The sequence below is a fragment of the Achromobacter insuavis genome (genome assembly GCF_902859645.1).
In the GTDB taxonomy this organism is placed as follows: domain Bacteria; phylum Pseudomonadota; class Gammaproteobacteria; order Burkholderiales; family Burkholderiaceae_B; genus Achromobacter; species Achromobacter insuavis.
This window is the reverse complement of the sequence record NZ_CADIJR010000069.1, coordinates 1-20,240: the sequence shown is the minus strand read 5'-3', so window position 1 is coordinate 20,240 and position 20,240 is coordinate 1. Positions and strand designations below refer to the sequence as shown.

Below are 20,240 nucleotides of genomic sequence, written 5' to 3'. Positions count from 1 at the left end.
TTCCTGCCAAGGCGTTGCCGGGCTTGGCGGCCAGGGCCGCAAGCGGGCTGCTTGAGGGGCGCTCCGGGGAGCAAAACGCGGCATGCGGTCCGTGACCAACCTGCCGTTCAAGGCCAACGCCATCGCGCCGGGCCGCGCGCATCTTGTGAATGCTGCCGCCCTGTGGACCCCGCGTACCGGCACGGGGCAAACACAAGAAAACAAGATAAAACAAAACCCCGCCATGCCGGGTGGGCACGGGCGGGGCCGAACGACTTGCGCTTTACTTTACCACCACCGCGGCCGACTTGATGATCGCATCGGACAGCGTCACGCCTTGCTTGGCGGCGGCGCCCGGGTTCACGTAGAGCTCCAGCTTGGAGATGGTTTCGGACGGGATCGCGCCGGGCTTCTCGCCCTTGAGGATGCGCACCACGACCTTGCCGGTCTGCACGCCCAGGTCACGGTAGTTGATGCCCAGGGCGGCGATGCCGCCGCGCTTGACGCTGTCGGTGTCCGAGGCGATCAGCGGGATCTTGGCGTCGTTGCCGACCTTCACCAGCGACTCGTAGGCCGAGACCACGTTGTTGTCGGTGTTGGTGTAGATGACGTCGACCTTGCCGATCAGGCTGCGGGCGGCGGACGCCACGTCGACCGAACGCGGGGCGGCGGCTTCGACCAGGCTCATGCCCGACTTGGGCAGGATTTCCTGCAGCTTCTTGACCACCACGACCGAGTTGGCCTCGCCCGGGTTGTAGACGATGCCGACGCGCTTGGCGTTGGGCACGATCTTCTTGATCAGCTCGACCTGCTTGTCCAGCGCCAGCAGGTCCGACACGCCGGTGACGTTGGTGCCGGAGGCATCCATGCTGGGCACCAGCTGGGCGGCGACCGGGTCGGTCACGGCGGAATACACCACCGGCACGTCCTTGGTGGCGGCCACGACGGCCTGGGCCGACGGGGTGGCGATGGCGACGATGGCGTCGGGCTTGTCGCCGACGAACTTGCGCGCGATCTGGGCGGCGGTGCCGGTGTTGCCCTGCGCGCTCTGGTATTGCCACTTCAGGTTCTTGCCCGGCTCGTAGCCGGCTTGCTTGAGGGCGTCCTGCACCCCGTCACGCACGGCGTCCAGCGCCGGATGCTCGACGATGGCGGTGATCGCCACCGACTTCTGCTGCGCCGCCACCGGCGCGGCGATCGCCATCGCCAGCGCCATCGCGCCAACCGTCAGAAAATGTTTTTTTCCGATCAGCATAGGTAAGCTCCTTGAACCCTTGGTATTTGTTCATTATTACGGCTGTTCCGCGGGCTTCCCCGCGGTCCGGACAGCCGTAAAGCCGTATAGTCTAACGTGTCGCAACACAAATTCACTTGGGGGGAATCCCTGAAATGGTGCATGCGCGGCACGCCTGCCCCATGCCGGGGCGCGCGGCGCCAATATACTAAAAGCGCCGCGCCCGCGCGACACGACATCCGTGACATCCAAAGGGCCATATCATGATCAAACGCGCATTGGGCCGTTCCGGCCTGCAGATCCCTCCCCTCACCTTCGGCGGCAACGTCTTCGGCTGGACCGTCGACGAAACCGGCACGTTCTCGCTGCTGGACGCGCTGGTCGATGCCGGCCTGAACTTCATCGACACGGCCGACGTCTACTCCCGCTGGGTGCCCGGCAACCAGGGCGGCGAATCCGAAGCCCTGATCGGCAAGTGGCTCAAGCGCTCGGGCAAGCGCGACCAGGTGCTCATCGCCACCAAGGTCGGCATGGAAATGGGCCCGGACGCCAAGGGCCTGGCGCCGGCCTACATCCGGCGCTCGCTGGACGCCTCGCTGGCGCGGCTACAGACCGACCACATCGACCTGTACCAGTCGCACAAGGACGACCCCGACACCCCGCTGACCGACACGCTGGGCGAGTACGCCAAGCTGATCGAGGCCGGCAAGGTGCGCGCCATCGGCGCCTCCAACTACACCGCGGTGCGCCTGTCCGAGGCGCTGATCGCCAGCGAACGGCACAACCTGCCGCGCTACGAGAGCATCCAGCCGGAATACAACCTGTACAGCCGCGAGCCGTTCGAGGGGCACCTGCAGGCGCTGGTCAAGGCGCAGGACCTGGGCACCATCAACTACTACGCGCTGGCCAGCGGCTTTCTCAGCGGCAAATACCGCAGCCCGGCCGACGTCGGCAAGAGCGCGCGCGGCAAGAAGATCGTCGACACCTACCTGAACGATCGCGGCTACCGCATCCTGAAGGCACTGGATGAAGTCGCCGAGGATGCCAACTGTACGCCCGCGCAGGCCGCGCTGGCCTGGCAGATCGCCCAGCCGGGCATCACCTCGCCGATCGTCAGCGCCACCTCGCTGGCGCAGCTGGACGAACTGGTCAAGGCCGCCAGCCTGACGCTGACGCGCGATCAGCTGGCCAGACTCAGCCTGGCCAGCGACTGGCGCTGAAGGGGCCGGGCAGCCGCGGCGAAGGCCCTAGAAGCGCTGGGTCAGCGTGACCAGCGCGCTGCGGCCTTCGCCGTAGAAGACCGAGTTGTAAAAGCCCATCGAGCGGTAGTACTTCTTGTCGGCCAGGTTGCGCACATTGAGTTGCAGCTGGGTCTTGTCGCTGAAGTTGTACTGCGCCATCAGGTCGAACAACGCGTAGGGCTTCTGCACGATCGCGCCGGACTGCAGGCCGTAATAGGTCTGCGCGCTGGTCTGGCTCTGCCAGCGCACGCCGCCGCCCACGGTCAGCTTGTTCAGGGCGCCGGGCAGGCGATAAGCCGTGCTCAGCTTGAGCAATTGCTCCGGTTGCGTGGTCAGCACCTTCTTGCCATTGTTGTCCTTGGACTGGCGATAGGTGTATCCCAGGAACACGTTCCAGCCCGGCGTCACCTCGCCCGCCAATTCGACCTCGAAGCCGCGCGTGCGGGTGCCGTCCAGGATGTAGTACCAGCCGTCGTCGTGCGCGTAGTCGTAACCGCCATACTCGGCGACGTCCTTCTGGTCGGTCTGGAACACCGCCACCGAAGCGTTCAGGCGCCCATCCAGGTACGAGGCCTTCAGACCCGCCTCGTAGTTGTGGCCGTAGGCCGGGCCCGCCATGCTCCAGTCCCGCGTCTTCACCATCTGCGGCTGGAAGATGTTGGTATAGCTGGCGTAGGCGGTATAGGTGTCGTCCAGGTCGTAGGTCATTCCCACGTAGGGCGTGACTTCCGAATAGGTGTGCGAATAGCCCGCGATGCCGCCGCTGGTCTCGGAGGACTGCCAGCGCGTCCAGCGCGCGCCGGTGAGCAGGTGCAGGCTGTCGGTCAGCCCCAGGCGCAGCGTGCCGTAGATGCCGGTCTGTTTGTCGCGGTGAGTTTGCGACAGCGACAGGATGTCCCAATTGGGCGTGGGCCAGTCGCCCGTCCAGTGCCTGATGTCCGGGATCGGATAGCCCGCCTGGTCACTGGTGTCCCAACTCTGGTTCCAGGCCTTGATGACCGAATGCGAGAAACCGAGGTTGAACTGGTGACGCCGGCCGAAGGCATCGAAGCCGCCGTCGAGCGATCCGCCGTACACATCCTGGTCGCTGCCGCCCTTGAACTTGCGCAGCAGCGGCGGTTCGGAAAAGCCGTCGATGGTCAGCGGCACGTCGGAGGTGAACAGCAGCGGCGCGTTGAAGGTGTTCTCCAGCCGCGTGTATGACAGGCGCGCGTTCCAGCCGTTGGCGAAACCGTGCTCGACCTGGGCGAAATACTCGTGCGAGTCGGTATCCCAACGCGACCACTTGGCGCCCATGGCCTGGCCCTTGGGCCAGTCTATCGGCTTGCCGTTGGCATCCAGCGCCGGCAGGCCGCCCCAGCTGATGCCGCTGGGCCGGGTGCGCTGCACCGATCCGCCGACGCTGACGGTGGTGGCCTCGGCCACGTCGGCCTCGATAATGCCATACAGCACGTCGCGCTTCTTCTTGTACAGGTCCATGGTGTCGCCACGGCGCTCCTTGGCGCCGACCAGCCGGCCGCGCACCGAACCCGACGCGTTGAACGGCGTCGACAGATCGATCTCGCCGCGATAGGTATCCTCGGTGCCGGCGGCCGCCTTCACGCTGCCCTGGAAATCCCGCGTCGGTCGTTTGCGGATGAAATTGACCGAGCCGCCCGGATTGCCGGTGCCGCTCATCAGGCCGGTCGCGCCGCGAATGATCTCGACGTGGTCGTAGATCACCGGATCGAGATTGCCGTCGCCGAACTGGTACAGGCTGTTCAAGGGTTTGACCACGCCGTCGAACTGGAAGGTGTCCAGCGAGAAGCCGCGCGAGTAGTAGCTCAGGCGTTCCGATTCGGCCTGCTGCACATTCATGCCGGTGGCGTTTTCCATCACGTCGCGCACGCTGCTGATGGAGCGATCGTCCAGCTGCTGGCGGGTCAGCACGCTGGTGGACTGCGGCGTTTCGCGCTGCGACAGCACCAGTCCGTTGGCCGAACGCATCCAGTCGGCGGTGTAGAGGCCGGAGCCTTCCGTGGTGGCGCCAGCCCCCAGCACCAGCACCGGCGCCAGCTGGGTGGTCTGGCCGGTCCGCTGCAACAGATAGTCGCCGTCACCGCGGCGCAAAACCTCGAGCGAAGTGCCCGCGAGCAACGCCGCAAAGCCTTGCTCCGCGCTGTAATCGCCTTGCAGGCCATGGCTCTGCATGCCCTCGGTCAAGGCCGGGTCGAACGACAGCAGCACCTGTTTCTGTTGCGCAAACCCCGCCAATGCCGCGCCCAGCGGACCGGCCGGCACATTGACACCGCGGCCGGCGGTGGCCGCCGGCGCGGCCTGCGCGCGCACCGGCTGCGGCGCCAAGGCGGCGCCTGCCATGGCGGCCAGCACCAGCGCAGCGAACGCCTTCATGCGCAGGCTGGCCGGCGCGTCAGGGTGGGTAGGAGAAAAAGGCAGAGACATATCGTGGGTTTCCAGGCAATGAAAGTCGGGGCTACACCCGTATGCCAATCGAGACCACGAAAGTGACAGGCCCTGCCTGGTTTTTTTTTCGGACGGCTGGCGCGCGGCCCGCCGCAAGCGGCTCAAGGCCTGGCCCGCAGCGTCACCCAATAGCGCGTGTAGCGCTCGACCCGCACCGGCAGGGCGCGCTCGACCGCGGCCAGGATGCGGTCGCTGTCGCCCAGCGGGTAAGAACCGGAAATGCGCAACGCGGCCACAGAGGGATCACAGGCGATGCGACCGGACCGGTGCCGCCCCAGCTCGGCAATGAAGTCGTCCAGCCGCATGTTGTCGGCATAGAGCGCGCCTTGGACCCAGGCGGCGGCATGCGGCGCCGGCCGCGCCGGCTGCACCAGCACGCGGTCGAAGTACGCCGAGAAGCCGGCCTCGATGGTGCGCGCCGCGTCGGCGGCGCCATTCGCGGGCTCGATCCGTACCGCGCCTTGGCTCACGGCGGTCCAGGCCTGCCCGTCCAGCAGCCGCACCGTGTAGCGCGTGCCCAGCGCCGTGACCTGGCCCATGGGTGTGACCACCCGCAGCGGCCGCGGCGGCTGACGCGCGTCGGGATGAGACGCCACGTGCAATTCACCGCGCCGCAGGATGACCAGGCGCTGGCCGGCATCGAAGCGCACGTCAGCGGCGCTGTCGGTATTCAAGGTAAGGATGCTGCCATCGTCCAGCGTGACGCTGCGGCGCTCACCGACACGCGTGCTCAGCGCCGCCGTCCAGGTCTGCCATTGCAGGCCCGCGGCCGTCAAGCCGCCGGCGCCCAATACCAGCGACAGCGCCTTCAAGGCCTGACGCCGGCCCCGCGAGCGAGGCTGGTCAAGCGCGGCTATCCCGGCCTGCGGGTCGACCTGGCCGAACTGGCGGCCCAGGCATTCCACCCGATCCCAGGCGGCCTGGTGCGCCGGACTGGCCTGCAGCCAATGGCGCCACGCCGCGGTATCGGCGGCGCCCGCCTCTTCCGCCCCGAGCCGCACGAACCACAGACTGGCTTCGCGGATCACGGCCTCGGGCAACTTGTCAGCCCGGACATTCACCATGCCGACAGGCAATGCTGCATGGCGCGCGCCAGATACTGGCGCACGGAACTGACGGAGACCTGCAGGCATTCAGCGATCTCGCCGTGGCGCAACCCTTCCAGTTGCGACAACAGGAACGCCTTGCGCACCTTGGGCGGCAGGCCGTCGAGCAGCCGGTCGATCTCGATCAGCGCCTCCAGCGCCAACGCGCGGCGTTCCGGCGACGGGGCCAGCCCATCTTCGTGGGCCGCCAGCGTGTCGAGATAGGCGCGCTCGATGTCGCGCCGCCGGAACAGGTTGACCATCAGGCCGTGGGCGATGGTCACCAGGTAGGCGCGCGGCTCGCGGTAGCTGCGCGCCTCTCCGGCGCGCAGCAGCACCTTGAGGAAGGTGTCCTGCGTCAGGTCGGCCGCGTCGAATGGGCAGCCGGTCTTGCGCCGCAACCAATCGCGCAGCCAGGACTGGTGTTGCTGGTAAAGCCCTTCGACAGGCGCGTGAGCGCCGCTGTGATTGATGGCCATGCGACGGACCGGAAGGTGGATGGAATAATGATAATGGTTATCAATTGTAATCCACTCCGGCCCGACCTCGCATCAATCCAGCTTCACCCCCGAGTCCGACACCACCTTGGCCCAGCGCGCCACTTCACTGTCGACGAACTTGCCGAAGGCCGGACCGGTCAGCGTCGGCACCGCCGTGCCGTTGCTCTCCCAGGTCTCCTTGATCTTGGGCGTGTTCAGGGCCTTGGTGATCTCGGCGGTCATGCGGTCCACCGCCTCCTGCGGCGTGCCGGCGGGCGCCCAGATCGCATACCAGGTCGACACCACGTAGTTCGGCACGCCGGCCTCGGCCGCGGTCGGCACCTCCGGCAGCGACGGCGAGCGCTGGTCGGCGGCCACCGCCAGCGGCTTGATCGCGCCCGAACGGATGTGACCCGACGACGACCCCAGGCCATCGAAGGCCAGGTCCACCTGCCCGCCAATCAGCGCGGTCAGCATCGGCCCCGCGCCCTGGTACGGCACATCGACCAGCTTGATGCCGGTCTGCATGGCGAACAGCTCGCCGGCCAGGTGGTGCGTGCTGCCCTTGCCGGCGGTGCCGAAGTTGATCTCGCCGGGATGCTTCTTGGCGTAGGCGATGAATTCCTGCACCGTCTTGACCGGCAGCTTGCTGGCGTTGATGACCACCACCTGCGGCGGCTGCGCCACCAGCGCCACCGGCACGAAGTCCTTCTGGATGTTGTAGTTCAGGCTCTTGTACAGCGACGGCGCCAGCGCGTGGTGCGCGCCGCCCATGAAGAAGGTGTAGCCATCGGGCCGGGCCTTGGCGGCCACGCCGGCGCCGACGGTGCCGCCCGCGCCGCCCTTGTTGTCGATCACGACCGACTGGCCCATTTGCATCGTCAACTGCTGAGCCAGGGGCCGGGCGAAGGTATCGGTGCCGCCCCCGGCGGGAAAGGGCACGATGAGCGTGATGGGCCGTTCCGGCCAGGACGCGGCGCCGGCGCTGCCGGCAAAGCCCGCGGCCAGCGTGGCCAGCAGGGCCGCGGCGAGTGTGCGGTATTTCATATTGTCTCCTCTTGCTGCAGCGTGGGGACGGCGCGTTTCCCGCGTCTCGTCTCTTGTGTTCTTGGGTTGGGATGCTGCCTGGTTCGGGAATCGTTCTGGAAGGGATCGGGCTCCTTGAAAAAAATGGCCGGCCCCGATGGACCGGCCTGGCATGGCGACGCTACAGCGCCTGATAGGTTTCGCGCAGCACGTTCTTCTGCACCTTGCCCATGGTGTTGCGCGGCAGCTGGTCGACGATGTGCACGCGCTTGGGCACCTTGAAGTTGGCGATGCGCGCCTTCAGCTCGGCCTGCATGGCGGCGGCGTCCAGCGACACGCCGTCCTTGGGCACCACCACCGCCACCACGGCCTCGCCGAAGTCGGCGTGCGGCACGCCGATGACGGCCGATTCGGCCACGCCCGGCATGTCGTCGATGAGCGTCTCGATCTCCTTCGGATAGACGTTGAAGCCGCCGGAGATGATCAGGTCCTTGCTGCGGCCGACGATCGACAAATAGTCGGCGGGCACGTCGCGGCCGGCGGATTCGCCGCCCCAGCGGCCCACGTCGCCGGTCTTGAACCAGCCGTCCTGGGTGAATTCCTCGCGGGTCTTTTCCGGCATGCGCCAGTAGCCCGAGAACACGTTGGGCCCGCGCACCTGCACGTTGCCGATCTCGCCCGGCGCCAGCGCGATGCCGGCGTCGTCCACCACCCGCACCTGCACGCCCGGCAAGGCCCGGCCCACCGTGCCGGCCAGGCGCTCGCCATCGGCCGCGTCATACGGATTGGAGGTCAGCATGACGGTCTCGCTCATGCCGTAGCGTTCCAGGATGGCGTGGCCGCTGCGCTCGCGGAAATCGTTGAAGGTCTCGGACAGCAGCGGCGCCGAGCCCGAGATGAACAGGCGCATGTTGGCGCACACGTCGCGGTTGAAGCGCTTGTCGGCCAGCAGCCGCACGTAGTAGGTCGGCACGCCCATCATCACCGTGCTTTGCGGCAGGTAGCGCAGCGCCTGGTCGGCGTCCAGCTTGGGCAGCCAGATCATCTTCGCACCCGCCAGCAGCGCGCCGTGCGAGGCCACGAACAGGCCGTGCACGTGGAAGATCGGCAGCATGTGCAGCAGCACGTCGTCCGAACGCCAGCCCCAGTACTGGTGCAGCACCTGCGCGTTCGACGCCAGGTTGCCGTGCGACAGCATCGCGCCCTTGCTGCGGCCGGTGGTGCCGGACGTGTAGAGGATCGCGGCCAGGTCGTCCGGCTTGCGCTTGACGGTCTTGAAGGTCTGCGACAGGCCGCCGGCGGCGTCCAGCAAGGTGCCGGTGCGGTCTTCGTCGAGCGTGTAGACATGGGCGCAGCCGGCCTTGTCGGCGGCGCGCTGGACCCAGTCGCGGTTCTTGCCGGCGCAGACCACCACGGCCGGTTCGGCGTTGCCCAGGAAGTACTCGATCTCGGCTTCGCGGTAGGCGGTGTTCAGCGGCAGGTACACCAGGCCGGCGCGCAGCGTGGCCAGGTACAGCAGCAGGGCTTCAGGCGATTTCTCGACCTGCACCGCGACCCGCGCGCCCTCGGGCAGCTTGAGCGAGGTCAGCAGGTTGGCCAGGCAGGCCGTGGCGCGGTCGATGTCGTCCCAGGTGTAGGCCAGCTCCGGGGTTTCGAGCGCGACCCGTTTGCGATCGGCGGGGAATCCGCCCTCCAGCACAGCATATAGATTGGCGTTGCTCACCGTCTTCAGTCTCCGGAAAAGTGGGGGTCTACGCCGGCCAGGAAGGCACGCACGCCCTCCTTGTGGTCGCGGCTGTCGGCGTAGGAGAAATAATCCTGGTATTCGGCCTCGGTCAAGGCCCCGCCCTGCGCCAGGCGGGCGGACAGGCGCTTGTTGATGCGCGCGGCCAGCGGCGCGCCCTGGCTGATGCGCTCGGCGCTGCGCCGCGCCTGCTCGCCGACCTCGGCGTCGGCCACGATGCGCGTCAGGAGGCCCAGGTCGCGCGCCTCGGCGGCGCCGAACACGCGGCCTTCGAGCAGGATGGCCAGCGTCGCGGCGCGGCCGACCAGCGCCAGCAGGCCGCGCATTTCGTCGGGCGCCATGGGAAAGCCGAGCCGGTTGATCGGCACGCCGAAACGGGCCGATTCGCCGGCGATGCGCAGGTCGCACTGGCAGGCGATCTCCAGCCCGCCGCCGACGCACACCCCTTCGATCTGCGCCACCACCGGGTGCGGGCATTGCGCCACGGCCATCAAGGCGGGCGCGAGGATCTCGCGGTGGTAGCGCTGCACGCCCGCGGCGTCGGCGCGCTCGGCCGGAAACTCGCGGATGTCCGCGCCCGCGGCGAAATTGCCGCCCTCGCCGCGCACGATCACGCAGCGCAGCGTGTCGTCCGCCGCGATGCGCGTGAACACGTCGCGCAGTTCGCGCCACATGCCCACGGTGATGGCGTTCAGGCGCCCCGGGTGCGACAGCGTCACCCAGGCCAGTTGCCCGTCGCCGTGCAGCCGTACACGGCCTGCCGTGTCGTCCGTCATGTCCCCTCGCTGGTTATCGTTCTTGATCTCGTGGCGCGCCGCCGTTCAGGCCGCGCGCCCCACGCTGCGGCTGACCTGGGGCTTGCCGTCATGCAGGCGCGCCAGGTTGCCGTCCAGTTCATCCAGGTCGTACAGGTAATTGACCATCAGGCCGCAGGACTGCTTGAGTCCCTTGGCCGAGGTGTCCGCCGCCCAGTTCAGGCGCTCGATGCGCGCGCCGTTGCCCAGGTGAAAGCGCGCCACCGCATCCAGCGGCAGGCCGTTCTTCATGGCTTGCAGATAGTGCGCGGCGAGCCGGAAGCCGGCGCGCTTGACCACGTCGGGCGTGGCCTTGCCCTGCGCGGCGCGCGCCAGCCGCGCCACCCAGCGCTGGCCGTCCGGCACGCCGGCGCGCTGGCGCGTCTTGGCGCGCGACTTGTCCTCGCGCACGATGGCCTCGACCGCGTCGGCGTCGAGCTTGCCGAGCCAGTCGGCGAAGCCCGGGATCGGCGACAGGGTCGCGAACGACTTGAGCTGCGGCAGTTCTTCCAGCAATTGCTCGACCACGCGCTTGAGCAGGAAGTTGCCGAAGCTGATGCCCTTCAGGCCGGCCTGCGTGTTCGAGATCGAATAGAAGATCGCCCAGCGCGCCTTGCCCAGGTCCTGCCGCGGCGCGGCGCTGTCCAGCACCGCCTGCACGTTGTCGGCCATGCTGCCGGCGAACGCCACCTCGACGAAGATCAGCGGCACATCCGGCATCTGCGGATGGAAATAGGCATAGCAGCGGCGGTCCGGCGCCACGCGGTGGCGCAGGTCGTCCCACGACTGGATCTCGTGCACGGCCTCGTAGATGATCAGCTTCTCCAGCAGCGAGGCCGGCGAGTCCCAGGTCAGCGGCCGCAGTTCCAGCAGGCCGACGTCGAACCACGCCGACAGCAGGCCTTCCAGGTCCTTGTCGAGCGCCTGGACGCCGGCCACCTGCTTGCGCCAGCGCAGCATGTCGGCGCGCAGCTCCACCAGGAAGCGCAGGCCCGCCGGCTGCGCGTTCAGACGCTTGAAGAACCGCACGCCTTCGCCGCCGTCGCCGCCGAACGTGCCGCGCACCTGCGTCAGCGCGGCCAGCATCAGGCGGCGGTCCTTGCCATCGGCCGCCACATACAGCTCGCGCCAGCGCCGCGCCAGCTTGTTGGCGGCCACGTCGGTCAGGCGCGCCTCGAACAGCCGCCGCACTTCGGATTCGCTCGGCAGGCGGCCGCGCTCCCACAGGCGCCCGAGGCGCGTGATCAGGCTGTCGCCGGCATCCGCGGCGGTCTCGCCCGACTCGGCGTCGGTGTCAGGCGTGCGTGCGACGCGCGCGGACTCGAGATGGACGGGTGCGTTCATGGACAGACTCCTCAGCAACGGGAAGATCGGAAAGCGGCGGCGCCTCGTCGTCGGCGGCCAGGGCGCGCAGCACTTCGAGCTGGCGCATCAGGTGATGGCGCGCCAGCGCTTCGGCGCGTTCGGGATCGCGGGCCTTCAGGGCCTCGAAGATGGCCAGGTGCTCGGCGCAGGATTCCTCGATGCGGCCGGGCCAGGCCAGGCTGCGGTGGCGCGACAGGCTCAGCACCTTGCGCAGGTTGTCCACCATGTCGACCAGCCACTGGTTGCCTGCGAGCGCCTGCACCGCTTCGTGGATCAGGTAGTTGGTCTGGTAGTACGCGTCGATGCGGCCGGCGGCGGCGTGGCCGGCGAGCGCCTCGTGCAGCGGCGCCAGCGCTTCCAGCTGCGCATCCGAGGCCTTGCACGCGGCCTCGTGGGCGCAGCGCCCTTCCAGCATGGCCATCAGCGGGAAGATGTCTTCCAGGTCCTGCGCCGACAGTTCATTGACGAAGCAGCCGCGGCGCGGCTCCAGCCGCACCAGGCCTTCGGTGGCGAGCACCTTCAGCGCCTCGCGCAGCGGCGTGCGCGAGATGCCCAGTTCGCCGGCCAGCCGCAGTTCGTCGATCCATTCGCCGTTGCGCAGCGCGCGCGCATGGATCATGCCGCGAAGACGATCCGCGACTTCCAGGTACAGGGCTTGCCGGACGATGGGTGAGGTCATGGGCAGACGGCCTGACAGCGCCGTAATTCATAATTATGAATAAGCCCATCATATCCCCGTCCCAGCGAAACGGACCAGTCTGATGTTGTAAGGACTTGCCCTAGGGTCTCGCCAACGGGCGCCGGACGCCCCTGACGCACAACAGGGCGCCCGCGGCCGCCGGGCCGCGGGAAACCGGGGACGGCTCAGAAATGCAGGATGCCGTCGACCGCGTGGCGGGTCAGCGAACGCGCCCAGCGACGCGCCGGCAAGCCGTATTGGGATTCGACCACCTCGGCCCGCGCCAGCAGGTCGGCCGGCGTCACCGCCAGGCGCGGACCCGAAAACGCCAGCACGATCTGGTTGCCGGCGTCGATCTCGGGCAGCAGCACGATGCGGTCGTCGAAGGCCTTGGACAGATTGTCGATGTTCTTGCCAAAGCTCTCGTGACGGCCGAACAGGTTCACCGCCACCACCCCGACCTCGCCCAGCACGCGGCGGCAATCGCGGTAGAACTTGACGCTGTCGCGCACCGGCCCCTGGGCCGAGGCGTCGTACAGATCGACCATCAGCACCGGGCAGCGGCCGGCGTTGAGCGGATCGGCGGCCCATTCGGCGGCGTCGGCGTGCTCGACCCGCAACCGGTTCTCGCCCGGCAGGCGGAAGAACATGTGGCAGGCGGCGGTGACGCGCGGGTTCCATTCCACCGCCAGCAGCGGCGCGCGCGTGTGTTTGGCGCAGAACCGCGCCAGCGAGCCGGCGCCCAGGCCGAACATGCCGATGGCCTCATCCTTGGGCGGTTCCAGGAACAGCAGCCAGGCCATCATCTGGCTGGTGTATTCCAGCACCAGTTCCGCCGGAGTCTTGATGCGCATGGCGCCCTGGACCCATTCGGTGTTGAAGTGCAGATAGCGCACGCCGTCCACTTCCGACAGGGTCGGCTGGTCGAGTTCGGAGGGGAATTTGGATTTGTACATGGCGCGATTGTAGGGCCGGCGCCAGTCACGACAAGGGCGGGCCATCGCGGCCCGCCCTGGATGCGGGATGCGCCGTCAAGGGCGCATCGATGTCGCGGCGCTCAGATGCGCTCGAAGATCGCCGCGATGCCCTGCCCGCCGCCGATGCACATGGTGACCAGCGCGTAGCGGCCCTGCACGCGCTGCAGTTCATGCAGCGCCTTGACGGTGATGATGGCGCCGGTGGCGCCGATCGGGTGGCCCAGGCCGATGCCGCTGCCGTTGGGGTTGACCTTGGCCGGATCCAGCTTCAGTTCGCGGGTCACCGCGCAAGCCTGCGCGGCGAAGGCCTCGTTGGCCTCGATCACGTCGAGCTGGTCCACCGTCAGGCCGGCGCGCTTGAGCGCGGCCTGCGTGGCCGGCACCGGGCCGATGCCCATGATGGTCGGATCGACGCCCGCGTGGGCATACGCCACCAGCCGCGCCAGCGGCTTGACGCCGCGCTTGGCCGCAACCGAGGCGTTCATCAGCACCAACGCGCCGGCGCCGTCGTTCAGGCCCGAAGCGTTGCCGGCGGTGACGGTGCCGTTTTCTTTCTGGAACACCGGCTTGAGCGTGGCCAGGCTGTCCGCCGTGACGTCGCGGCGCACGTGTTCGTCGGTGTCGAACACGACCTCGCCCTTGCGCGTCTTCTGCACGATCGGCACGATCTGGTCGCGGAAATAACCGGCCTCGATGGCGCTGGCGGCGCGGCGATGCGATTCGGCGGCGAGCGCGTCCTGGTCCTGGCGGCTGATGCCGAACTGGGCCGCGACGTTCTCGGCGGTCACGCCCATGTGCATGCGCCCGAACGGATCCGACAGCGCGCCGGTCATCATGTCCTGCATGACGCTGTCGCCCATGCGCGCGCCCCAGCGCTGCGCCGGCGCGATGTAGGGCGCGCGGCTCATGCTCTCGGCGCCCGCGCCGATGGCGATCTCGGCGTCGCCCAGCAGAATGGTCTGGGCCGCCGAGACGATGGCCTGCAGGCCCGAGCCGCACAGGCGGTTGACGTTGAAGGCCGGCGTTTCCTTGGCGATGCCGGCGTTCATGGCGGCGACGCGCGACAGGTACATGTCGCGCGGCTCGGTATTGATGACGTGGCCCACGGCGACATGGCCGACCTCGTCGCCCTTGACGCCCGCGCGCTCCAGCGCGGCCTTGATGACCGTGGCGCCCAGATCGCAGGGCGGCACGTCTTTCAGGGCGCCGCCGAAATCGCCGATGGCGGTACGGACGGCGGACGCGACGATGACTTCGTTCATGGTGTTTCCTCCTGGTTATCCGCCCATCATACTCGCGCGCCCCGCCCCTCCCGGCGGCCCTCGGCGCCCCGCTCTCGCCAGGCGAAAGTGCCTCTGCACAACCGCTGAAAAAGCACCGCCCTCCCCGGGCAATCCCTAACCTCCACCTCAATTGACAGCGCTGTCAATTTTGCAGACACTAGCTTCGCCGGTACCTGCCGGTCAACAAAAAACAAGCCGCGACGGCCCACGGCACGGGCGGCATCAGGAGACAAAGTCATGGCAATACCTCCCTGCTTCCCGGCAGCGGCAGGGACCGGCGTGCACCTCCGGCCCCTCCGCTTGCCGTCCCAACCCGCCCGCCCGGGCCGCTGGCTGTCCTGGCTGCTGATGGCGGGCCTGCTGTCGACCGCCGGCGCGGCCCGGGCCTACGACCTGCAGACCAGCCCCTACCTGCTGGGCGACTGGGGCGGCCTGCGCACCCGCCTGGCCGAAAGCGGCGTGACCCTGAACCTGGGCTACACCGGCGAGGCCGCGCACAACTTCAGCGGCGGCCAGGACAAGCTGACGCGCTACACCGACCAGTGGGTCATCGGCGCCACGATGGACCTGGACAAGCTGCTCGGCTGGCATGGCGGCACGTTCCAGATGACCATCACCGACCGCAACGGCCGCAACCTGGGCGCCGACGCCGGCATCGGCAACAACATGCTGATCCAGGAGGTCTACGGCCGCGGCCAGACCTGGCACATGACGCAGTTCTGGTTGAACCAGGCCTTCCTGGACAACCGGGTGCAGTGGAAGATCGGCCGCCTCACCGTGGGCGAGGACTTCGCCAGCTTTTCCTGCGACTTCCAGAACCTGACCTTCTGCGGCTCGCAGCCCGGCAACCTGGTGGGCAGCTACTGGGTCAACTGGCCGACCAGCCAGTGGGCCACGCGCCTGAAGGTCAACACGTCCGAGCAGACCTACGTGCAGGCGGGCGTCTATCAGGTCAATCCCAACTACGTGGACGACGGCTACGCGCGCCGCCACGGCCTGTCGCTGGACAATCCCAACGGCACCACCGGCGCGCTGATCCCGGTGGAAGTCGGCTGGCTGCCGGCCTGGAACGGCCTGCCTGGCTCGTACAAGTTCGGCGCCTGGTACAACACCTCCGACGGCAAGGACCTGTACCAGGACATCAACCACGCGCCGCGCGGCGAAACCGGGCTGGCGCCGCGCGAGCGCAACGGCCAGTATGGTTTCTATCTCAACTTCGAGCAGCAGGTCAGCGGCACCGCCGGCGGCCGCGGCGCCTCGGTGTTCCTGAACGTGTCGCAGGCCGACCGCGCCACCGCCGCGCAGGATCACCAGATCGCGCTCGGGCTGCAGTACAAAGGACCGTTCGGCCTGGCGCGCGACGTCATCGGCGTGGCGATCGGCGCGACCCACAACAACGGCCGCTATGCCGACTACGTGCGCCAGCAGGACCAGCGCCTGGGCACCAGCACCAAGGTGGGCGATGGCTATGAATACGTGGCCGAGGCGTACTACAGCTGGTCGCCGGTCCCCTCCATCTACCTGCGCCCCAATCTGCAGTACATCAGGCATCCTGGCGGCACCAGCGCCAACCACGACGCCTTCATCGTAGGCTTGAAGACCGGTATCACTTTCTGAGCGCGAAGCGCCACTAGGAGACTGACATGACCCCATTCTTGCGCCGCCTGCTGGCCTGCGCGCTGGCCCTGCCCGCGGTCCTGCTCGCCAGCCCCGCCGCCCACGCCAGCAAGGACGCGCCCGTGATCGGCTTTTCCATCGACGACCTGCGGGTCGAGCGCTGGACCCGCGACCGCAACTATTTCGTCGAGGCCGCGACCGCCCTGGGCGCCAAGGTCAACGTGCAATCGGCCAACGCCAGCGAATCGCGCCAGATCGCCCAGGTCGAGAACCTGATCGCCGAAGGCGTCGATGCCCTGGTCATCGTGCCGTTCAATTCCAAGGTGCTGGGCAGCGCCATCGCCAAGGCGCACCGCAACGGCATCAAGGTCATCGCCTACGACCGGCTGATCCTCGGCGCGCCGCTGGACGGCTACGTGTCGTTCGACAACATCAAGGTGGGCGAAATGCAGGCCCAGGGCATGGTCGACGCCGTGCCCAAGGGCCGCTACTACCTGCTGGGCGGCGCCTCCACCGACAACAACTCGCGCATGTTCCGCGAGGGCCAGATGAACGTGCTCAAGCCGCTGGTCGCCAAGGGCGACATCACCATCGTCGGCGAGCAGTGGACGCCCGAATGGGATCCGTCCAAGGCCCAGACCATCATCGAGAACGCGCTGAACGCCAACGACAACAACATCCAGGCCATCGTCGCCTCCAACGACGGCACCGCCGGCGGCGCGATCCAGGCGCTGGCGGGACAGAAACTGGCGGGCAAGGTCGCGGTCTCCGGCCAGGACGCCGACCTGGCCGGCGTGCGCCGCGTGGCGGCGGGCACGCAGACCATGACGGTCTACAAGCCGATCAAGACCATCGCCGAGGCGGCCGCGCAGATGGCGGTCAACCTGGTGCAGGGCAAGACGCCCGCTTTCAACGCCAAGCTCGACAACGGCAAGGGCGAGGTCAACTCCCTCCTCATCAAGCCCACGCTGGTCACGCGCGACAATCTGGATATCCTGGTCAAGGACGGGTTCTATACGGCAGACCAGATCGCGGGCAAGTAGCCGGGAGACGCACCATGGAGCAGCAGCAACCGCTGTTTGAAATGCGCGGCATCGTCAAGGAATTCGCGGGCGTGCGCGCGCTGTCGGGCGTCAGCCTGGCCGTGCGGCCCGGCGAATGCCTGGGATTGTGCGGCGAGAACGGCGCCGGCAAATCGACCCTGATGAAGGTGCTGTCGGGGGTCTACCCCCATGGCAGCTACCAGGGCCAGATCGTGTGGCAAGGGCGCGAGCTGCGCGCGCGCTCGATCCGCGACAGCGAAGCCGCCGGCATCGTCATCCTGCACCAGGAGCTGATGCTGGTGCAGCAGCTGAGCGTCACCGAGAACATCTTCCTGGGCAACGAAATGCGCCTGCCCGGCGGCCGCATGGACTACCCGTCCATGCACCGGCGCGCCGCCGAGCTGCTGGCGCGGCTCAAGCTCACCGATGTCAACGTGGCCGCCCCCGTCATGAACTACGGCAACGGCCACCAGCAGTTGTTCGAGATCGCCAAGGCGCTGGCCAAGGAAGCGCGCCTGCTGATCTTCGACGAGCCGACCTCCTCGCTCAGCGCCAAGGAAATCGGCGTGCTGCTGGCCATCATCGAAGACCTCAAGCGCGCCGGCGTGGCCTGCATCTACATCTCGCACAAGCTCGACGAGGTCAAGCGCGTCTGCGACACCATCACCGTGATCCGCGACGGCCAGCACATCGCCACCCAGCCGGCGGACGCGCTCGACGAGGACGGCATCATCGGCCTGATGGTCGGGCGCGCGCTCGAATCGCGCTTTCCGCGCACCGAACGCCAACCGGGCGCGGTGGTGCTGGAAGCGCGCGGCGTGACCTGCTGGGACGTCACCAATCCGCGGCGCAAGCGGGTCGACGACGCCGCGCTGCAGGTGCGCGCCGGCGAGATCCTCGGCATCGCCGGCCTGGTGGGCGCGGGCCGCACCGAGCTGGTGTCGGCGATCTACGGCGCCTACGCCGGCCGCTATCACGCGCAGGTGCGGGTGTCCGGCCAGCCGGTGCGCATCACGTCCCCGGCCGATGCCATCGCGCACGGCCTGTGCCTGGTGCCCGAGGACCGCAAGCGCCACGGCATCGTGCCCTTGATGAGCGTGGCCGAGAACATCACCCTGGCCAGCCTAGCCGACCACGCCCGCGCCGCGCGGGTCGACGGCGATTCGGAGCTGGCCACGGTCGAGCGCGAGATCGCGCGCCTGCGCATCAAAACGGCCAGCCCCGGCCTGCCGGTGGCCAGCCTGTCCGGCGGCAACCAGCAGAAAGTGGTGCTGGCCAAGATGGCGCTCAAGCAGCCCAAGGTGCTGATCCTGGACGAACCCACCCGCGGCGTGGACATCGGCGCCAAGTACGACATCTACAAGATGATCTTCGACCTCGCCGACCGCGGCGTGGCCATCGTCATGGTGTCGTCCGAACTGCCCGAGATCCTCGGCATGAGCGATCGCGTGCTGGTCATGAACGCCGGCCGCATCGCGGGAGACTTTCCCATCCAGGGCCTGACGCCGGAACGCGTGCTCGCCGCCGCCCTCAACACCGACCCGCTGCGGCACGCCGCCTGAACGCCATGACCCAGATGCTCGCTTCCTCCTCTTCCGAACCGCGCCCGCGCGGCGGCCATCCGCCGCTGCGGCAACTGTTCGCGCGCCACAAGCTGCTGGCCATGGTGCTGGCCCTGGCGCTGATCTGGCTGTTCTTCTGGCACCAGACCAACGGCAGCTTCCTGCGGCCCAACAGCATCTCCAACCTGCTGCTGCAGATGTCGGTCACCGGCATGCTGGCCTGCGGCATGGTGCTGGTCATCATCGCCGGCGAGATCGACCTGTCGGTCGGCTCGCTGCTCGGCCTGCTGGGCGGCCTGGTCGCCATCCTGACGGTGAACCTGGGCTGGAACACCTGGCTGTCGGTGGCGGTGGTGCTGGCCGCCGGCGCCGCGCTCGGCCTGGTCAACGGCTGTCTCACGACCCGCCTGCGGGTGCCCTCCTTCATCGTCGGCCTGGGCGGCATGCTGGCCTACCGCGGCCTGCTGCAGTTGAGCACCGACAGCGTCACCATCGCCCCGGTGCCCGACGACCTGGGCGCCATCGCCCAGGCCTTCGTGCCGCCGGCCCTGTCCTGGCTGCTGGCGGCGCTGATCATCGCGCTGGCCTGCGGCCTGACGCTGGCGCGGCGTCGCCGCCACCGCCGGCTGGGGCTGGCCGTGACGCCGCGCTGGCTCGATGCCCTGCGCATCGGCGCCATCGCCGCCACCGCCGCCGGCTTCGTGCTGGTGCTGAACCGGGCCAACGGCGTGCCGCTGCCGGTGCTGATCCTGCTGGCGCTGCTGGGCGTGTTCTCATGGATCGCCACCCAGACAGTGTTCGGCCGCCACGTCTACGCGGTCGGCGGCAACGTCGAGGCCAGCCGCCTGTCCGGCGTCAACGTCCAGCGCGTCAAGCTGATGGTGTTCATGCTGATGGGGCTGATGTGCGCCTTCGCCGGCATCGTCACCACCGCGCGCTCGGCGGCCGGCTCGCCGTCCGCCGGCGTGGGCGGCGAACTCGACGCCATCGCCGCCTGCTTCATCGGCGGCACCTCGATGCGCGGCGGCTCCGGCACCGTGTACGGCGCGCTGATCGGCGCGCTGGTCATGGCCAGCCTGGACAACGGCATGCAGCAGATGAACGTGGACACTTCCTGGCAGATGATCGTCAAGGGCGCCGTGCTGGTGCTGGCGGTGTGGATCGACGTCGCGACGAGGCCCGAACGTGCATAACGACACCCCATCCCCCGCCCCCGGCGATTGCGTGCTCGCGGTGGGCACCTACACGCAGGCCATGCCGCATGTGCAGGGCCGCGGCCTGGGCATCCACCTGCTGGCGTTCGAAGCCGCGACGGCCTCGTTCCGGTCCTTGCAAGTCGTGTCCGGTCCGATCAATCCGTCATACCTGTGCGCGGCCGCCGGGCGCCTCTACAGCGTCAGCGAGCAGGAGCGCGACGCGACGCTCGATATCTACGCGATCGAGGCCGGCGCGACGGTCCTGCGCCCCATCGGCCAGATCGCAACGCCCGGCGCCGCCCCCTGCCACATCAGCGTCAACCTGGTGGCGCGGCAGTTGTACGTGTCGAACTACGGCTCCGGCGAACTGCTGTGCTACGCGCTCGACGCCGAGGGCCTGCCGCGCGGCGCGCCCCAGGTCATCGCGCGGCGCGGCGCCGGCCCGCGCGCGGACCGCCAGGAAGGACCGCACG

General features: G+C 68.4%; 17 protein-coding genes. 6 read left to right on the top strand and 11 right to left on the bottom strand.

Annotated elements, in window-relative coordinates; all coding sequences use genetic code 11:
• Positions 1-262: 262 nt before the first annotated feature.
• Positions 263-1,234 (bottom strand): ABC transporter substrate-binding protein, encoded by a 972-nt coding sequence (locus tag H0523_RS25180; RefSeq protein ID WP_054431670.1) that lies wholly within the window; start codon positions 1,232-1,234, stop codon positions 263-265.
• Between the two features lie 242 nt (positions 1,235-1,476).
• Here H0523_RS25180 and H0523_RS25175 point away from each other — a divergent pair, with 242 nt between their 5' ends.
• Positions 1,477-2,433, top strand: coding sequence for an aldo/keto reductase (locus H0523_RS25175; RefSeq protein ID WP_054431671.1), 957 nt, complete (start codon positions 1,477-1,479; stop codon positions 2,431-2,433).
• 27 nt (positions 2,434-2,460) lie between these two features.
• Here the strand turns inward: H0523_RS25175 and H0523_RS25170 are convergent, their stop codons facing one another.
• From H0523_RS25170 to bktB, 10 genes are all read right to left on the bottom strand, one after another.
• Positions 2,461-4,896, bottom strand: coding sequence for a TonB-dependent siderophore receptor (locus H0523_RS25170; RefSeq protein WP_054431672.1), 2,436 nt, complete (start codon positions 4,894-4,896; stop codon positions 2,461-2,463).
• A 122-nt stretch (positions 4,897-5,018) separates the two neighbouring features.
• Positions 5,019-5,981: a FecR domain-containing protein gene (locus tag H0523_RS25165; RefSeq protein WP_054431673.1), complete on the bottom strand. Its 963-nt coding sequence runs from the start codon at positions 5,979-5,981 to the stop codon at positions 5,019-5,021.
• Positions 5,975-6,481: a sigma-70 family RNA polymerase sigma factor gene (locus H0523_RS25160; RefSeq protein ID WP_054431674.1), complete on the bottom strand. Its 507-nt coding sequence runs from the start codon at positions 6,479-6,481 to the stop codon at positions 5,975-5,977. Before H0523_RS25160 ends, H0523_RS25165 begins: the two co-directional genes overlap by 7 nt.
• 72 nt (positions 6,482-6,553) lie before the next feature.
• On the bottom strand, positions 6,554-7,528 hold the full coding sequence (locus H0523_RS25155) for a Bug family tripartite tricarboxylate transporter substrate binding protein (RefSeq protein WP_054431675.1): 975 nt from the start codon (positions 7,526-7,528) through the stop codon (positions 6,554-6,556).
• Positions 7,529-7,688: 160 nt separating this feature from the next.
• Positions 7,689-9,230, bottom strand: a complete 1,542-nt coding sequence (locus tag H0523_RS25150) for a malonate--CoA ligase (protein ID WP_054431676.1) — start codon at positions 9,228-9,230, stop codon at positions 7,689-7,691.
• A gap of 5 nt (positions 9,231-9,235) precedes the next feature.
• Positions 9,236-10,027 (bottom strand): enoyl-CoA hydratase/isomerase family protein, encoded by a 792-nt coding sequence (locus tag H0523_RS25145; RefSeq protein ID WP_054431677.1) that lies wholly within the window; start codon positions 10,025-10,027, stop codon positions 9,236-9,238.
• A 45-nt stretch (positions 10,028-10,072) separates the two neighbouring features.
• Positions 10,073-11,389, bottom strand: coding sequence for a malonyl-CoA decarboxylase domain-containing protein (locus tag H0523_RS25140; RefSeq protein WP_054431678.1), 1,317 nt, complete (start codon positions 11,387-11,389; stop codon positions 10,073-10,075).
• On the bottom strand, positions 11,340-12,089 hold the full coding sequence (locus tag H0523_RS25135; RefSeq protein ID WP_054431679.1) for a GntR family transcriptional regulator: 750 nt from the start codon (positions 12,087-12,089) through the stop codon (positions 11,340-11,342). The genes H0523_RS25140 and H0523_RS25135 overlap by 50 nt, the downstream gene beginning before the upstream one ends.
• A 185-nt stretch (positions 12,090-12,274) precedes the next feature.
• Positions 12,275-13,045 (bottom strand): class I SAM-dependent methyltransferase, encoded by a 771-nt coding sequence (locus tag H0523_RS25130; protein WP_054431680.1) that lies wholly within the window; start codon positions 13,043-13,045, stop codon positions 12,275-12,277.
• Positions 13,046-13,146: 101 nt separating this feature from the next.
• Positions 13,147-14,328 carry a beta-ketothiolase BktB gene (gene bktB / locus H0523_RS25125; RefSeq protein ID WP_054431681.1) on the bottom strand — a complete coding sequence of 394 codons (1,182 nt, stop codon included), beginning with the start codon at positions 14,326-14,328 and terminating at the stop codon, positions 13,147-13,149.
• Between the two features lie 369 nt (positions 14,329-14,697).
• On the opposite strand from bktB, the gene H0523_RS25120 reads away from it, so the two are divergent.
• From H0523_RS25120 to H0523_RS25100, 5 genes are all read left to right on the top strand, one after another.
• On the top strand, positions 14,698-15,966 hold the full coding sequence (locus tag H0523_RS25120) for a carbohydrate porin (RefSeq protein WP_054431741.1): 1,269 nt from the start codon (positions 14,698-14,700) through the stop codon (positions 15,964-15,966).
• 26 nt (positions 15,967-15,992) lie between these two features.
• On the top strand, positions 15,993-17,009 hold the full coding sequence (gene xylF / locus H0523_RS25115) for a D-xylose ABC transporter substrate-binding protein (protein WP_054431682.1): 1,017 nt from the start codon (positions 15,993-15,995) through the stop codon (positions 17,007-17,009).
• Positions 17,010-17,023: 14 nt separating this feature from the next.
• Positions 17,024-18,571 carry a xylose ABC transporter ATP-binding protein gene (locus tag H0523_RS25110; protein ID WP_054431683.1) on the top strand — a complete coding sequence of 516 codons (1,548 nt, stop codon included), beginning with the start codon at positions 17,024-17,026 and terminating at the stop codon, positions 18,569-18,571.
• Between the two features lie 5 nt (positions 18,572-18,576).
• Positions 18,577-19,764 (top strand): sugar ABC transporter permease, encoded by a 1,188-nt coding sequence (locus tag H0523_RS25105; protein ID WP_054431684.1) that lies wholly within the window; start codon positions 18,577-18,579, stop codon positions 19,762-19,764.
• Positions 19,757-20,240 (top strand): lactonase family protein (locus H0523_RS25100; protein WP_180180185.1); only part of this gene is annotated, 484 nt, incomplete at its 3' end. The genes H0523_RS25105 and H0523_RS25100, both read left to right, overlap by 8 nt.

Coding starts and splice junctions, on each gene's coding strand:
- H0523_RS25155 (WP_054431675.1), bottom strand. CDS start 7,528: ATGAAATACCGCACACTCGCCGCGGCCCTGCTGGCCACGCTGGCCGCG.
- xylF (WP_054431682.1), top strand. CDS start 15,993: ATGACCCCATTCTTGCGCCGCCTGCTGGCCTGCGCGCTGGCCCTGCCC.
- H0523_RS25140 (WP_054431678.1), bottom strand. CDS start 11,389: ATGAACGCACCCGTCCATCTCGAGTCCGCGCGCGTCGCACGCACGCCT.
- H0523_RS25165 (WP_054431673.1), bottom strand. CDS start 5,981: ATGGTGAATGTCCGGGCTGACAAGTTGCCCGAGGCCGTGATCCGCGAA.
- bktB (WP_054431681.1), bottom strand. CDS start 14,328: ATGAACGAAGTCATCGTCGCGTCCGCCGTCCGTACCGCCATCGGCGAT.
- H0523_RS25145 (WP_054431677.1), bottom strand. CDS start 10,027: ATGACGGACGACACGGCAGGCCGTGTACGGCTGCACGGCGACGGGCAA.
- H0523_RS25130 (WP_054431680.1), bottom strand. CDS start 13,045: ATGTACAAATCCAAATTCCCCTCCGAACTCGACCAGCCGACCCTGTCG.
- H0523_RS25120 (WP_054431741.1), top strand. CDS start 14,698: ATGGCGGGCCTGCTGTCGACCGCCGGCGCGGCCCGGGCCTACGACCTG.
- H0523_RS25160 (WP_054431674.1), bottom strand. CDS start 6,481: ATGGCCATCAATCACAGCGGCGCTCACGCGCCTGTCGAAGGGCTTTAC.
- H0523_RS25175 (WP_054431671.1), top strand. CDS start 1,477: ATGATCAAACGCGCATTGGGCCGTTCCGGCCTGCAGATCCCTCCCCTC.
- H0523_RS25105 (WP_054431684.1), top strand. CDS start 18,577: ATGACCCAGATGCTCGCTTCCTCCTCTTCCGAACCGCGCCCGCGCGGC.
- H0523_RS25110 (WP_054431683.1), top strand. CDS start 17,024: ATGGAGCAGCAGCAACCGCTGTTTGAAATGCGCGGCATCGTCAAGGAA.
- H0523_RS25170 (WP_054431672.1), bottom strand. CDS start 4,896: ATGTCTCTGCCTTTTTCTCCTACCCACCCTGACGCGCCGGCCAGCCTG.
- H0523_RS25135 (WP_054431679.1), bottom strand. CDS start 12,089: ATGACCTCACCCATCGTCCGGCAAGCCCTGTACCTGGAAGTCGCGGAT.
- H0523_RS25180 (WP_054431670.1), bottom strand. CDS start 1,234: ATGCTGATCGGAAAAAAACATTTTCTGACGGTTGGCGCGATGGCGCTG.